At 45.8% G+C, this 15,482-nt stretch carries 15 protein-coding genes; 10 read left to right on the top strand and 5 right to left on the bottom strand.

All coding sequences use genetic code 11. From position 1 onward, the window contains the following. Window positions 1-10 precede the first annotated feature (10 nt). The 3 genes from fdh3B to G511_RS0106400 all read left to right on the top strand — a co-directional run bounded on the left by fdh3B (window position 11) and on the right by G511_RS0106400 (window position 3,322). A complete protein-coding gene (gene fdh3B, locus G511_RS0106410; protein ID WP_028468911.1) occupies window positions 11-631 on the top strand; it encodes a formate dehydrogenase FDH3 subunit beta in 621 nt (206 codons plus the stop codon). A gap of 61 nt (window positions 632-692) precedes the next feature. Then, the gene (locus G511_RS0106405) at window positions 693-1,709 is read left to right on the top strand and encodes a formate dehydrogenase subunit gamma (protein WP_036551460.1); all 1,017 of its coding nucleotides are present in this window, start codon (window positions 693-695) and stop codon (window positions 1,707-1,709) included. Between the two features lie 524 nt (window positions 1,710-2,233). After that, window positions 2,234-3,322 (top strand): D-alanine--D-alanine ligase family protein, encoded by a 1,089-nt coding sequence (locus G511_RS0106400; RefSeq protein WP_028468909.1) that lies wholly within the window; start codon window positions 2,234-2,236, stop codon window positions 3,320-3,322. On the opposite strand, the gene G511_RS0106395 is transcribed toward G511_RS0106400, so the two are convergent. Then, a complete protein-coding gene (locus G511_RS0106395; RefSeq protein ID WP_028468908.1) occupies window positions 3,319-3,828 on the bottom strand; it encodes a GNAT family N-acetyltransferase in 510 nt (169 codons plus the stop codon). The genes G511_RS0106400 and G511_RS0106395 overlap by 4 nt on opposite strands. Window positions 3,829-4,204: 376 nt before the next feature. On the opposite strand from G511_RS0106395, the gene G511_RS0106390 reads away from it, so the two are divergent. From G511_RS0106390 to G511_RS0106360, 7 genes are all read left to right on the top strand, one after another. Continuing rightward, a complete protein-coding gene (locus G511_RS0106390) occupies window positions 4,205-4,627 on the top strand; it encodes a MarR family winged helix-turn-helix transcriptional regulator (protein ID WP_028468907.1) in 423 nt (140 codons plus the stop codon). A gap of 71 nt (window positions 4,628-4,698) precedes the next feature. Then, on the top strand, window positions 4,699-5,094 hold the full coding sequence (locus G511_RS0106385; protein ID WP_028468906.1) for a tautomerase family protein: 396 nt from the start codon (window positions 4,699-4,701) through the stop codon (window positions 5,092-5,094). A 288-nt stretch (window positions 5,095-5,382) separates the two neighbouring features. After that, complete coding sequence (locus G511_RS0106380; RefSeq protein WP_028468905.1) at window positions 5,383-6,393, top strand: TRAP transporter substrate-binding protein; 1,011 nt, start codon at window positions 5,383-5,385, stop codon at window positions 6,391-6,393. A gap of 96 nt (window positions 6,394-6,489) precedes the next feature. Next, on the top strand, window positions 6,490-7,410 hold the full coding sequence (locus tag G511_RS0106375; protein WP_028468904.1) for a LysR family transcriptional regulator: 921 nt from the start codon (window positions 6,490-6,492) through the stop codon (window positions 7,408-7,410). A 97-nt stretch (window positions 7,411-7,507) separates the two neighbouring features. After that, window positions 7,508-8,485 carry an agmatinase gene (speB, locus tag G511_RS0106370; protein WP_028468903.1) on the top strand — a complete coding sequence of 326 codons (978 nt, stop codon included), beginning with the start codon at window positions 7,508-7,510 and terminating at the stop codon, window positions 8,483-8,485. 220 nt (window positions 8,486-8,705) lie between these two features. Continuing rightward, window positions 8,706-9,473, top strand: a complete 768-nt coding sequence (locus G511_RS0106365; RefSeq protein WP_028468902.1) for an SDR family NAD(P)-dependent oxidoreductase — start codon at window positions 8,706-8,708, stop codon at window positions 9,471-9,473. 9 nt (window positions 9,474-9,482) lie between these two features. After that, a complete protein-coding gene (locus G511_RS0106360) occupies window positions 9,483-10,238 on the top strand; it encodes an SDR family NAD(P)-dependent oxidoreductase (RefSeq protein WP_028468901.1) in 756 nt (251 codons plus the stop codon). A gap of 79 nt (window positions 10,239-10,317) precedes the next feature. On the opposite strand, the gene G511_RS0106355 is transcribed toward G511_RS0106360, so the two are convergent. The 4 genes from G511_RS0106355 to G511_RS0106340 all read right to left on the bottom strand — a co-directional run bounded on the left by G511_RS0106355 (window position 10,318) and on the right by G511_RS0106340 (window position 15,479). Then, entirely contained in the window at window positions 10,318-11,247 is a 930-nt protein-coding gene (locus G511_RS0106355) for a LysR substrate-binding domain-containing protein (RefSeq protein WP_028468900.1), read from the bottom strand. Window positions 11,248-11,343: 96 nt separating this feature from the next. Next, entirely contained in the window at window positions 11,344-12,453 is a 1,110-nt protein-coding gene (locus tag G511_RS0106350; protein ID WP_028468899.1) for an FAD-binding oxidoreductase, read from the bottom strand. Window positions 12,454-12,544: 91 nt separating this feature from the next. Beyond that, complete coding sequence (locus G511_RS0106345) at window positions 12,545-13,891, bottom strand: NAD(P)/FAD-dependent oxidoreductase (protein WP_028468898.1); 1,347 nt, start codon at window positions 13,889-13,891, stop codon at window positions 12,545-12,547. 70 nt (window positions 13,892-13,961) lie between these two features. Continuing rightward, the gene (locus G511_RS0106340) at window positions 13,962-15,479 is read right to left on the bottom strand and encodes an aldehyde dehydrogenase (protein WP_028468897.1); all 1,518 of its coding nucleotides are present in this window, start codon (window positions 15,477-15,479) and stop codon (window positions 13,962-13,964) included. Window positions 15,480-15,482 lie beyond the last annotated feature (3 nt).

The raw sequence follows: 15,482 nt of genomic DNA, 5'->3' as shown, positions 1-15,482 counted from the left end.
GTAACAGATTATGGCTAAAATGAAATTCCTCTGTGACTCTAAGCGCTGCATCGAGTGCAACGGCTGTGTCACCGCTTGTAAAAATGAGAACAACGTTGAGTGGGGCATCCAGCGCCGCCGTGTCGTCACTATTAATGACGGCGAACCCGGTGAAACCTCCATCTCGGTTGCGTGTATGCACTGCACAGACGCGCCTTGTATGGCCGTCTGCCCTACTGACGTTTTTTATCAAACGGAAGATGGCATCGTGCTACACAATAAAGATGGTTGCATCGGCTGTGGCTACTGCTTATTTGCCTGCCCATTTGGAGCGCCACAATTCCCGAGCGATGCTGCTTTTGGTGAACGTGGGAAAATGGATAAGTGTACTTTCTGTGCAGGCGGCCCTGAAGAGGACAACAGCCCAGAAGAAAAAGCCAAATACGGTGCCAACCGTATTGCCGAAGGCAAGCTGCCCATGTGTGCTGAAATGTGCTCCACCAAAGCACTGTTGGCAGGTGATGCTGCCGAAGTGTCTGATATCTTCCGTGAGCGTGTGATCTACCGAGGTCACAATGATGGTGCGTGGGCACAAACAACACTTCAGAACGAAACAGACTTGGCTTATGATGCGACGCAACCTAAAGCCTAAACTTTAGCTCTTAACCCTTAACGCGCCGGAACACTCCGGCGCCTTATTATTAGGGGGATCTATGATTCCACATAAATGGCCCAGTGTTACACTGCCATTTCATACCTTACTGCTGCCCTTGCTGGCACTCACATTAGCATTCACGCTGCTGTTCTCTGGGCTAACACAAGCATCCAACTCTTCAGAAGCGAGGCCCGCTGAAAGAAAAGTCGCGAGCTTTGCAGGCCCTGAATACTGGAGAGCCATACAACAAGGTGAAGCAGGACAAACACAATCACAAACAAGAGAAGCCAATCAGCTCATCAATGTGCAAGGTGAAGAGTGGCGGCAATGGCGTAACCAATGGGTAACACCAGCAGGCGCCTATGCTATGGGCGGCACGCTTGCCGTACTGCTTTTGTTTTATATTCTGGTGGGACAAAATAAGCTTGACTCCCCCCGTACGGGTAGCACAGTTGAGCGTTGGAAGCGTTTTGATCGCGCCATGCATTGGACGGTTGCCACACTGTTTATCATCTTGGCCATTTCGGGCTTAACCCTGCTCTACGGGAAGTTCTTCCTACGCGCCGCATTAGGCGATTCGCTTTGGGGCAACTACGCCACAGCCTGTAAGCTAGCTCACAACTACTTAGGGCCTATATTTGTAGTGGCGTTATTAGTCATGATCATCAAATGGATGAAGCATAACTTCTTTAACAGCACTGATATCAAATGGTTTATGCAAGGCGGCGGCATGGTCGGCAAAACCCACCCTAGCGCGGGCTACATGAACGGTGGTGAAAAAGCATGGTTTTGGGTGCTAACAATAGCCGGCCTGGTTGTTTGTATTAGCGGATTAGTCATGGATTTCCCAAACTTTGACCAATCCCGCGAAACAATGCAACTTGCGAACCTAATTCATGGCTCCGTATCACTGCTATTGATAGCCGCTTCGTTCGGCCATATCTACATCGGTACCGCCGGTACTGAAGGCGCACTCGAGGGCATGAAAAGCGGCCATGTTGATGAAACATGGGCTAAGCAACATCATGACCTTTGGTATCACGAAGTAAAGAATGAAGGAAGCGATAAGCAGTAACACGTGGCTCGCCGCACTCTCCATGACACTTTAGAAATCAGGCCTGTATGGACTTTTAATAAGTTTATACGGGCCTGCCTTTTTAAAGCCTTTCAAGACTCAATTCTGTATTCACAGCCCCCCGATACTTCAAAAAACCAAACATATATTGAAAACTAACAAGAAATATAAAAACGTTTAAATTCAAATATTAAACCATCATAGCGAGTTAAAAAAGTCACCATTTTGGTTCAGCTTAGGTATAAGTCTGTTTGTTGATAATGCGCGCTTTTGCAAAAGGCTCGTAAACGTGAAGTAATAGGAAAGCACTGAATTTCACTTTGCTCTGCCTGATCATCACGTGAATGAAAGCAGTGTCATGACTTAACACGGGAGCTATACAAAAAATCGACCAAAACAGGTGTGTAACATAATTGCACACTGGCAAAGGTCATACTTACAAAATTGGAAAAACAAACACCCTAAAATGTAACTGATTTTATATTTTAATAATGGATCTACCGATAGATATCAAGGAACGTGCAGTGAACATTACTATCATCAACAGCACTGGCTTTTGGCCTTTAGGCTGGGCTATAACACCCAAAACCCAACAACCCGTATTAAATTCTTTGCGACGCGCAGGTGCGACCGTCGATGTGTATGAAGTCGATAGCCGACAATCGCTACTTGATGCCATTGATATAATCAAACAAAAGCCCTGCCTCATTTGGGCTAACGCATATAAAGTAAAAGAAGCGGCTAATAGCGATCATTGTTTTTGGTTAGCTGATGTATTGAATCAACATAATCTGCCTTTTATCGGTTCAGACAGGCAAGCCTTAAGTGATGTATTGCTTAAACATAATTGCCAATCTATTTTAGAAAAGGCCAATATACCGATTCCTGCTTTTGCCTCAATCAGTGAGCCTATGTTGGCCGAGCTTGATAGCATCATTGTCGCCCGCTCTATGAGCTTCCCGCTATTCGTTAAACCCGATGCATTGTCATCTAGTGTTGGTATTAGCCAAGATTGCATCGTTAAAGATATCAACTCACTAACGTCGAAAATAACTCAAATGGGCGCGGATTTTGGCTATCCGGTAATGGTTGAAGAGTTTTTACCTGGCAATGATATAACAGTCGCAGTATTTGATAGCGGCGAAGAGCAGCTACTGCTATCAACTTATTATACAGCCGACAATCACAATGGGGCCGAATCAGTGCTCGACCGCACCGATAGACTGCAAGACTGGGGTGGTAGTAAGCGAATGAGTATGGTGACCGAAGCACACATTTTGGCGCAAATTCCAGCCCTCGCGTTATCTGTATGTAAAGCCTTAAATATACGTGATGTCACTCGTATGGACTGCCGTTTAGACGAGTCAGGACAGCTCAAAGTTTTTGATGTGAATGGCTTACCCGGATTAGAGTTCCCCGATAGTGTCACTGTTTGGCAAATCATCACCCAACTTTCATATGTAGGCCAACAAGAAGCCTTCGACACTCTAATTTATTTGGTAATTTACTGTGCAGCCAAAAGGTACAAGCTAACACTCCCTGCACTGATAGAAGAAAAGGCAATGGCTTACATACAAGAATACGACCACAACAAAAGAACGACTGTGGCCTAAATCTCTTTAAACATGACGTTGCGTAATAACTGCTCTTGAAACATCGGCCTCTGAGCTATTTGCCTCATGCCGATGGCTTTAAGGCTTCGCATACTGGGATGGTTATCAGGATGGACAGTTGATATCAAATATTTAATGCCTGCTTGTTGTGCTGATTCGATTCTAAGTTGGGACATATTTTTATTTATACCTTGGCCACGATAGTCAGGGTCTACTACAGTAAAAAAAATCATTGCACTTTGTTCGGCGGGTAATGATTGCTCTTTCAGGTAACTAGGCCAAGCATCCAACAGTCTTAGTACTGAAAACCCTACGAGCCGGCCTGCATCTAGCGCTATCACTTTAACGAATCCACCCCCTAGTATTCGTTCAAAAAAACCCGCTTCTGGTGGATACAAATAAGGCGCGGCGTTTTGATTGATGACTTTTTCCATCAATGCCTGAAGCGTATCGAGGTATTCAAACGCTAATTGGTGCTGATCAATGACCTGATAATTTATTGTCATTCTTATATACCTTAAAAAATGATTGTTTTGTAACTGCTTATTTTCTGTCTCAGAATTAACGATCGCTTAAACAAAATCAGCAGCGCAAGAACCTACAGATAGCGACAATAAATTGCTCACAAGAAAGCACTATACTAAAGCACTTATTTCAATGCATTTTTAAGCTGAATAATAAATTACTTGATTAAAAATCAACGAATTAAATGGAAAGTCCACCTCCTAATATCAAGCTGCTTTAAACTCATGATTGAATGCTCTTTGAATGCGAATCCGACATGAACACAACAACAAAAAGAGCGCTGAGACAACACCTTGAGTTAAACCTACTTACAAATAGTAGTTGCATATACAATTATATTAAATTAGCCTTATACGCATGTTTGAAGAATGCTTATATTTTAACAGTAATGCTTTGGCACGAACTGTAACCCGTATTTGGACTGAGGCGTACAAACCTTTGGATTTGTCGCCCTCTCATGCCTTTTTGTTGCGTGCAGTTCTTTCAAAGCCAGGTTTAATGCCTCGCGAATTAGCAAAAGAACTCAGCCTTTCTCGGTCTACAGTAACTCGTTTCCTAGACAGCTTAGTGAAACGCGGGTTTCTGATACGAAAAATGACAGCCCAAGATGGCAGAGAAATTCAGATTTACCCAACAAAAGCAGCTATTGAAATTCATGATGAACTAGATCAAACGGGCAAAAACTTATCTAAACTGATGAGTAGCATCATCGGCCAAGATGACCTTTCCCAAACGGTATCTAATCTAAGAAAAATACAAAACATTGTGGAGGAAAAGTAATTTTTTCACACATATAGTTGTATATACAACCATTTACATAACAACATTAATAAAAAATAGGACTACAAAAAATGCCATACATTAACATACGCCTAGGTACTACATTAGATAACGAACAAAGAGGTAAACTTCAGCAAAAAACAACCTTACTCATGAATACCATTATGGGAAAACGTCAAGAAGTAACCGCGGTGCATATACAAGAAGATAGCCCACAACAATGGGCAATTAACTCTGTAGCCTTAAATCCAGAAAACCCTATTTGTGCATATGTAGATATTAAGGTTACAGCAGGGACCAATACCTCAGAAGAAAAAACCAATATGATTTCCGAAACAATAAAAATGTTACGAGATGAAATTGGCACAATACAAGAAGCTTGCTATGTAGTAGTTGATGAAATACCGGCCAATTCATGGGGCTACAATGGAAAAACTCAAGCAATACGAGCCGCTTCGAAACTATGAAAATTTAATAATTAGTAATGGCCGCGACAGCGGTCATCACAAAGCACATCATAACAGCCATCTACACGAGTACTTGCTTGCTACATCTACGTTTTTTGCTCTGTCTATAGCGCTAAACTCCGAGCCAGGCCTGTATTCACATCATTGTTTCCAATTACAGCAACTAAACAATAAAACGTTTGCATTTAATCACTCGAGTATTTAGCGCAGGATGGTTTCAGACTTGTCAGACAAGGCGGCTATTCCGCTACAGGTCTCTGGTGATAATAAAATTACTCTGAGGTTGATATGAAGTATAAAAATAATAATGCCATAGCGATATCCTTAACCACTGCAATACTGCTTGGTAGCAGCAGCGGTTTTGCTGCAACAGCGTGGAAGATTGCAGGTGGCGATTCTGAAGGCAGCTCACAACATGCATTTGGTTTGAAGTTTGTTGAGCAACTAGAAGCCAATACAAACGGCGAGTTCAGTGGGCACCTGTTCATGAATAGCCAACTGGGTAGCGAGCAGGATACCGTTGTTGAAACTGGCCTTGGCACACTCGACTTCTCTATTCTTGCTATTAATAACGTTACGCCCTTCTCCCCTAGCGTTGGTGTTTTCACCTTACCTTATGTAATTCAAAGTCTTGAAGAAGCTGAACTACTTACTCAAGGAGAAGTCGGCGCTGAGCTAATTGAAAACACCGTAAATGATGCCGGCGTGCGGATTGTTGGATGGGCGTATACAGGGTTTAGAGTACTAACAAACTCCAAACAACCAATTGAAACCTTAGAAGACCTGCAGCAGGTTATCGTGCGGGTACCCAAAAATGAAATTATGATCGATACCTATAAAGCATGGGGAGGTAACCCTACACCTATGTCTTGGGCTGAAACCTTCACAGCACTGCAGCAAGGCGTTGTTGATGGGCAAGATAACCCCTATGTGACAGTAGATGCGATGAAGTTCGATACGGTACAAAAGTATGTAACAAATATCCGTTATATCTTTTCTATTGAACCTTTAATTATGAGTGAAAGCATTTTTCAGGCTCAAACACCTAAGGTTCAGCAGGCTATTATTAAAGCAGGCGAAACAGCCTCCAAGCACAGTGCAGAGTTCCTTACAGCAAATGAAGCACGGATCAAACAGCGATTGGTTGAGAAAGGCATGATAATTACCGATCCAGCAAATGGCGAAAAAGAGTGGATAGAGAAAGCCACAACAGCTGTATGGCCAAAACACTATGAGAGTATTGGCGGTAAAGATAAGCTTAATCGCATTCTTCGTTTGCTTGGCCGTAGCGAAGTGTAATCTAGCTATTAAGTACTTCTGGATTGCCTTGCCAGCTATGCTTGCAGGGCTTTTTTCGGTTAACCTTGCTTGTACCATTATCCAGATGCCCTTTCTATGAAACGCTCCAGCCTGTCCGGCCAAATTGCAGATATCGATCTAAAGCTACTACGTATCTTTAAAACCGTTGTTGAATGCGGTGGCTTTTCAGCAGCAGAGGTCGAGCTTAACATTGGCCGCTCAGCTATCAGCCGCCAGATGTCCGACCTAGAAGCCCGGCTTGATATGAACCTATGCCAACGTGGCCGTTCTGGATTTCAGCTAACTGACCATGGCAGATTGGTCTATGAAGCCATACAGGAACTGGTCCTTGATCTAGAAAAATTTAGAGCTAACGTTAATGCCCTGCATAGCCACCTGATTGGCGAAGTGACGCTGGGCCTTACTGACAATATGCTTACCGACCCAAACTCGCCTGTTGTTGAGATTCTAGGGGCATTTCATCAGCAAGAACCTGGGGTGAAAATCAACTTACAAGTTGCCGCTCCAAATGAGGTCGAACGAGCCGTTATAGAAGGACGCTTCAATATAGGTATTATTCCCCAACATCACGACCTGCCAGGGCTGGAATACTATGACTTATATAATGAAACATCATTGTTCTACTGCGGTCATAATCACCCCTTGTTCAAGGTTCCAGACGATCAAGTCAATATAGATACTGTCAGCCAGTATGACTTTATTGCCCCGGGATACACCCACTCCGTTATGCTAAAAAAGCAGTTCCCACAGTTGAAAGCCAGTGCTACCTCTTATCAGGTAGAAGGTATCGCTACGCTAATTCTTAGTGGCCAGTATGTTGGTTTTTTGCCAAAGCATTACGCAGTACTTTGGAGTGACAAACAATTAATGCGTGCTCTGCTCCCCCAAACACTCAATTATAAAGTGCCATTTAAAGTCATTGTACAGCGTGATTCGCGCCCTAATATGCTGCGCAAAACATTACTTAACGCCTTTAAAAAGTACGATCCTCGTTAGTTTCTGATTTAGGCAACTTTACCTGCAACATTTGCCATTTATTGCACACACCTCAATTCATAAAGTAGATCTTTACTAAATGAGTTGAGGAACCAAAATGTCTCACCCACAAGAGCTTAGCTTTAGCCCTCTGGCTTCTGAAACCGTCCCTCGCTATGCGGGTATAGCCACTTTTATGCGCTTGCCCCATTACAGCATCGCTCAAGCCCCTCAAGCCGATATCGGGCTATACGGAATTCCTTGGGATGGCGGTACAACTAATCGCGCCGGTGCTCGTCATGGCCCACGACAGATCCGTGATGCCTCATCTCTTATGCGTAAGGTGCACCCTGTGCTTAATCTAAGCCCATTTAAACTCGCTAAGTGTGCAGACTTTGGTGACGCACCGGTTAATCCGCTACAAATCGAGCCCACGCTAGACATGATTGAGCAGTTTGTCTCAGAGATGGTTGAGCAAAATATTGTGCCTCTCGGTGCCGGTGGTGATCACCTAGTCAGCTTGCCAGTATTACGTGCATTGGCCAAGAAGCATGGCCCTTTAGGCATGGTTCATTTTGATGCACATACGGATACGTGGGATCGTTATTTTGGTGACTGCAAGTATACCCATGGCACGCCATTTCGACGCGCTATCGAAGAGGGGATCCTTGACCCAAAACGAATCGTTCAGATTGGTATAAGAGGTGGCCTGTATAGCGAAAATGACGATAACTGGGGCCTAGAACAAGGTATTCGAGTAATGCGCATGGAAGAGTTCACTGAACTCGGTGTGAAAAAAGCACTAGAAATTGCGCGCGATGTTGTCGGTGATCAGGCAACCTATATCAGCTTTGATGTCGACTGTCTCGATCCAGTTTTCGCCCCCGGTACCGGCACTCCTGAAATCGGCGGCCTAACAACGGTAGAAGCACAGCTGCTGGTTCGTGGGCTAAGAGGATTAAACCTTATCGGTGCAGATCTAGTAGAAGTGTCTCCGCCGTTTGATGCAAGTGGTGCAACTGCGTTAGTGGGCGCCACCCTAATGTGGGAAATGCTATGCCTTCTAGCCGAGAAAGTTGACCAAAATAAACAATAAATAACGCCTTAAGTAAAACATGGAAATTGAATTAACCTCTTTCTAAACATCTAGCCCACTCCGTGATTATCACGCTGTGGGCACACCTGCTATCAAACCTCATTCACTTAACTTAAGGTTACCTAAACCTGCCTAAAAGATCGTTTGTCGCCTTCCCTATTATTACGGCACCATCAGTCACATCAACACTGATCAATTTTGCTAGATAAGGATAAAAATAATGCGATTCGAAAATCAAATTGCCGTTATCACCGGCGGTGCAGGTGGTGTTGGCCGGACTTTAGTGAGACTTTTTGCTAGCGAAGGTGCACGTATCATGATTGCTGATATGGATGAAACGGGCTGCCGGGACGTCGCTGAAGAGGCACGTGCAACAGGAGCCGACATCGCCTTTTTTGCTGGTAACCTACGTGAAAAGGGTTATTGCGAGCAGCTGATCAAGGCGACGATCGAGACCTTTGGTGGAATCGACATTTTACTTAACAATGCTGGCGTCATTCCACGGGGCACTATTGAAGAAACTACTGATGACATGTGGTCTCTGGCGATGGACGTTAACCTTAATGCCGTCTTTTTCCTGTGCCGTGCAGCCATCCCATATATGGAAAAACGCGGTGGTGGAGCAATCGTTAACACCTCATCTGTCTGGGGCACTCACCCTGGGCCTGCACACGTTGCTTATTGCACCAGTAAGGGCGCCGTTGCAGCACTGACTAAAAATCTGGGACGTGATTGTGCGCCTATGAAAATACGCGTTAATGCAGTCTGCCCCCACGAGATCAATACACCGATGATTAGAAGTGGGTTTGAGCGTCGCGGTCTTGATCCTGATAAGGCCGTGGAAGAGCTTAACAAAACAGTACCGCTTGGGCGTATTGCCGAACCTGAAGATATCGCCGATGTAATCGCTTTTCTCGCATCAGATCAGTCGCGTTATATTGCTGGTGAAACCATAGAAGTCACCGGTGCAAAACCGGTATCAGGGTGAGGGTTGATAATGAATCTACAAGATAAGCTAGCCATTGTCACAGGCGGAGGCCGTGGTATCGGCCGTGGTATAACCGAAAGACTGTTGGCCGCTGGAGCACGGGTATTAATAGCCCAACGCCAACCTCTTGATGAAGCGCTACAAAGTAACGCCAAGGTTTTTTATATTCAATCAGACCTGAGCGAGATTGAAGCGCCCTATCAGATCGCATCAGTTGCTGCAGAGCTTGGGGGCACCGACATTCTTGTTAACAATGCCGGTTTTATGTTCGAGCAACATATAGAGGATATGGACGAAGAAAATTGGGATCGTATGATGATCGTCAATATGCGGGCACCGGTGTTTCTTGCTAAAGCGGTGCTGAGTCAGATGCGTGCCAAAGGTAATGCGAGCATCATCAATATTGGTTCTATCGAAGGCATCGGCGCTAACCCTTACCATGTTGCCTATTGTGGTTCAAAAGCTGGCGTTCACGGTTTCACTCGCGCCTTGGCCATTGACCTAGGTAAAGATGGCATCCGCTGTAACTCCATTGCCCCTGGCTGGATTAACTCAGACCTGAGTAATGATTACATTAATTCCCAAGATGATCCGCAGCAAGCCAAGCAAGACCTACGCGCGATGCATCCTGTCGGTCGAACCGGTGAGCCTTCTGATATAGGCAGCATGGTCGCTTTTTTAGTGTCTGAGGAAGCAGGGTTTATCACCGGCCAAAATTTTGTTATCGATGGCGGCAGAACAGCCAAATTACCTCTACCTTTTTGACCTGTACAAACAACAAACCGGTAATAAGCATTAGCGGTTTTTCTAGCGAACGAGCCATATATATTATTAAAATAAGCTATTACATTCTAAAAATAGCCGTTTGTTCGAGCAGCCAGGCGCGTAATAACTTCATCTCTGGTTTTTCTGCTAGGTCTTTACGACAAACAAAATAATGCTTTCTTTCCGGTGCTGAATAACGTTCTATTACCGGCTGAATAAGCCGCCCATCATCTAACATATCCTGCACCAGATGCTGCCAACTAAGCCCCACTCCTACATCCTGCAATACCGCATCCAATAGCATAGGAAAATGGCTGAAAGAGATATCAGTGCTTACATCAGCACAGTCCAAGCCTTGCTGATCGAACCAAAACGACCAGTCTACTGCAGACCACCATTTTGCATTCCAAAACTTAGCATCCAGCTCAAGTAACGGTAGTTGCATCAACCCTTCTATAGAGTTGGCTGTTGGGTTAGCCTCAAGAAATACCTGCGTACAGACAGGAAATACATCCTCCGAAAACAGAAAGTCAGACTGGTAAGCGTTGTTATCCTCCAATCCAAGCGTAATACCCGCATCAAACTTGTCTGACATCGCGGGGTTTTCTTCCACGCTGATCAGATGTAGATGGACCTGTGAGTGCGCCCTACGTAACTGATTAAGACGTGGCACCAGCCACAGCCGTGAAAATGAACTGGTGGCATACAAGTTAATATTATTTAGGCGAGGGCCTGACTGCATTTCGTAACTGATAGCCGCTATATCTGCCAGCGAGCGATGTACTGTCTGAAACAGCTTAGTGCCCTGCTCTGTTAGATCGACTCTTCGATGACTACGCACAAACAGCTCAACATCTAATTGCGTTTCCAGCTGCCTAACTTGTCGGCTTACCGCAGCCTGAGTAACACATAACTCCTCAGCTGCTTGTTTAAAGCTGCAATAGCGTGCTGCCACTTCAAAAGTACGCAACGCAGTCAACGACGGTAGGCCTCTCAGTTTCTGTTGCATAAGTTACTCGAAAAACAGCGTACTTCATTAACAAAAAACAGGGCCTCAGCCCTGTATAAAAGTAGTCGTTGCCCCTTCTAGCAAAAACTAAACAGGTTAGTAATCTATCTCTATATCGCCTATCACATTCGTACAGCAAGATAAGACATAGCCTTGTTCGATCTCTTCCTCACTAATACCGCCATTTTGAGCCATTTCAAAATCACCGGATATGACTTTTACTCGACAAGCTCCACAGATACCCACACCACATGCCTTAGAGATATTTACTCCGGCCTCATTCGCCGCCTCATTTAAATTAGTACCCAGCGCTACCGCAACCGATTGGCCTGCGTCGGTAAAGCTGACCTGTACCATCTCTTTGGGTTGTAAATTTTCAACCTCTGCTGCATCAGCATGTTTTTCTGCTAGCTCAACATCCTTAACCGGTGTCTCGCCAAAGGATTCTTCATGGTAGCGATCCATATCAAACCCAACACCCTGGAGCATCAACTTAACCGCTTTCATATAGGGCTCGGGACCACAACAAAACACTTCTCGTGTCATAAAGTCAGGGGCGATCAAACTCAACATGTGATAGTTAAGATAACCACGATAACCATTCCACGCTTGCCCAATCCCTGTCGATTCACAAATCAGATGCATCTGAAAATTATCGATTCGACTCGACATATATTCCAGCTCACGTGAATAAATTATATCCCTAGGGCTTCGAGCGCTATGAGCAAAAACAATGTCTACTTCAGAGTCGGTATCAAACCACCAGCGTGCCATCGACATCACCGGCGTGATGCCCACACCGCCCGATAAAAGAAGTATTTTTTCTGATGGAAAGTCCATACAGTTAAACTGCCCGACGGGGCCATGAACCGCGACCTGATCACCCGACTTAAGGTTATCATGCAGCCAGTTTGATACTTTACCGCCAGCCACGCGCTTTACCGTAATCGAAAAACTATATGGAATCGAAGGTGAGCTAGAAATGGTATATGAGCGCATCACTCGCTCACCATCGATCTCTAGCTCCAAAGTGACAAATTGCCCCGGTTTGAAAAAGAACAACACCGGTTGGTTCATTCCAAAGGTGAAAGTAGTGACATCATGCGTTTCGGCAATGACTTTGACACAACGCACTTCATGGCGACCATTTGACCAGGTTTGCGTCATCATGGGGTTCATGAAATCGGAGGTATTAAATTCGCTCATCGGCCTCTCCTGGCAGCCTTAACAATCTGCCCAAATTATTTTTATTAGCTGCAATATTCGTAATAGCTAGAATAGTTGAAAAAACGCACAATCACAGTTCGATTCCGGCCTGCCACTCTTTCCATTTCATCGACATGTTGGCGCCTAATGAAAGGAACGGCTCAGGCGGTAATTTTGAAGGTGCCTGATGCTCTAAAAACTCACTCAGCAGATCAGACTGACCTAATACGGCCTGCTCTGCTGCCATCATGCCAGACAGCGTACCTTTAACAGTACCTAAGCCATTTTGGCAAGCCGCTGACCAAATGCGTTGTTCTACTTCACCAAACGCTGGCATCGAGTTCCAAGACAAACAAAGCCTACCACCCCAGCGATGCTCAATATCGACACCCTTAAGCATAGGAAAACGGCGAGCAAAAGAACGGTCCTGTAATTTTGCCGCATTACGTAAATTGCGCTCGGTTACTTCCATATTCTGATTGAGCGTTGCATGATTACGAACCACCACACGGTGCCCGCTACCCATAAAATCAGAACTTCGCCGTACGGTTGTTCCCATCGGATCTGCCGGTAATACCCCCCAATCACTCACACCTCCAAGCTGTTTTATTTCAGTGCTGCTCAAGGCACGAGTCATCGATGCATAGGTAAACACGTGCAGCAACTGGCGGGGAAAAAACCCGAACGACTGGATATGCCCATTAACGGCCAGAATCACATTCTTCGCTCTGACTGAACCGTTAGGCGTATTCAGGCGGTGTACTTCACCGGTTTCGATTCCAATGACTGGACTTTTCTCAAAGAAAACTACCTGTGAACTCAAACCTTGTGCGGCCTCACGAACAAAAGCTGCTGGTTGAATCATTACCGCACCAGGCGTAAACAATCCTTGGCGATAGAACTCAGTACCCGTCCAGTCTTTCATCTCGCTGGTGTTCATCAACTTGTAAGTTTCACCCAACGTTTCAAGGTGCTTACGGTAGCTTTCTATATGCTCCTCACCGCGGCTAGACCCTGCAGCTGTTACTTTGCCACAGGGGTCAAACACCTCACGACTCATGCCATACTCTTGTGCCATATCACGGGCAAAATCAATGGCCGCCCGATTCAAACGAATCTGCTGCAAGTCTTGCTCATGAGCACCGGCATAGGTCTCAGAATTCAGGTCATGGGGAAGATCAATCATAAAACCTGAGTTACGCCCTGCTGGCCCATCTGCCAGATTGTTTGCTTCAAGCAAAACAATCGACTCATCACCCACCAGCTGGCTTAATCGACGAGCCGCAGCGAGGCCAGTAAAGCCACCACCGACAACGACCCAGTCTGCAGAAATATCATCGTTAAGCTGAGGATACTCAGTCGCTGCTGGCAATATGCTATTCCAAGCTGCAGGCCCAGGGTCCTTAGGCAAGCGCTTTACGTGAATACTTTTACTCATAAATCGGTTCCTGTCTGAACCGCATAGGTACCTGCATTAGCACCTATGCGGATTCAATACTGATGTTTACTCAGTCAACGCAACCGTCAACAGCATCATCACTCAGGTCGACCCAGATTGTTTTCAGCTCGGTGTACTGATCATGGGCATGGATGGAGTTATCACGACCACCAAAGCCCGACTGCTTATAGCCGCCAAACGGTGTGGTAATGTCGCCTTCACCGAAGCAGTTTACGGTCACAGTACCGGCCTTAATGGCTTGAGCAGCACGCAGGGCTTTCTTACCATTCGCCGTGAATACTGATGCCGCCAGACCATAGTCAGTATCGTTGGCAACCTGAATCGCTTCGTCATAACTAGCAACCGTAATTACCGACAATACTGGACCAAAGATCTCTTCTTGTGCGAGTTTGTCGTCATTGCTGACACCATCAAACACAGTGGGTTGGATAAAGATGCCATCCATGGTTTCGCCACCCAACACCACGTCATGGCCTGCGGATTTTCCTTCATGCAGATAACCGCTGACTTTAGCAAAGTGTCCGGCATCGATCATTGCACCTAACTGCTTAGTCGGGTCCAGCGGATCACCGGTATTCCAATCACGCGCATGTGCTTTAATGCGTTCCAATAGCTGCTCTTTTACACCGGCCTGAACGATCAGACGAGAACCAGCAGAGCAGTTTTCACCCATGTTCCAGAAAGCCGCTGCACACACTTGCTCAGCCACTTTGTCCAGATCTTCGGCATCATCCAGTACGATGCATGGGTTCTTGCCACCCAACTCCAATACGACTTTCTTGAGATTCGAGTCCGCGGCATAACGCAAGAAACGACGTCCAGTAACGGTGGAGCCGGTAAACGTCACCATGTCCACATCCATATGCAGACCTAAAGGCTCACCCACTTCAGCGCCACCACCGGTGATCACGTTTAACACACCTTTAGGCAAGCCCGCTTCAGCCGCCAGTTCAGCAATGCGCAAAGCCGTGAGTGAGGTTTGCTCGGCAGGTTTAACCACCATTGTGCAACCCGCCGCCAGCGCCGGTGCAATCTTCCACGCCAACATGAGCAGAGGAAAGTTCCAAGGCAATACAGCCCCCACTACACCGACGGGTTCACGTACGATCATCGCGATGGCGTCAGAACCGACCGGTGCCGTTTGGTCATAAATTTTATCCGCCGCTTCAGCATGCCATGTCAGCGTATGGATAAACTCAGGGATATCGATACCTTCGCAATCAGCAATCGGTTTACCTGAGTCCAAGCTTTCCAATACCGCCAGTTCACGGCTGTTCTCTTTTACCAGCTTGCAGAGTTTAATCAGTACTTCTTTACGTGCCACCGGATGAAGCTTACTCCAGCGGCCATCTTCAAAGGCTTCACGCGCTTTGCTAACAGCAAAATCAACATCATCAGCATTACAGGCAGCCACATTAGCGAGTAGCTCACCGGTCGCCGGGTTGATAGTTTCAAATGTATTGCCCGATAGCGCTGGGCGAAAACCACCATTGATAAAGCTCATGGCAGGCGGATTCAGCTCTGCAGCAATCGCTTTGTATTCTTCCAAAGTTAACAGGTCTGACATGCG

It is taken from the genome of Neptunomonas japonica DSM 18939 (genome assembly GCF_000422765.1).
Taxonomy (GTDB): Bacteria; Pseudomonadota; Gammaproteobacteria; order Pseudomonadales; family Balneatricaceae; genus Neptunomonas; species Neptunomonas japonica.
The sequence above is the reverse complement of the archived record's forward strand: the minus strand, read 5'-3'. Positions and strand labels throughout refer to the sequence as shown.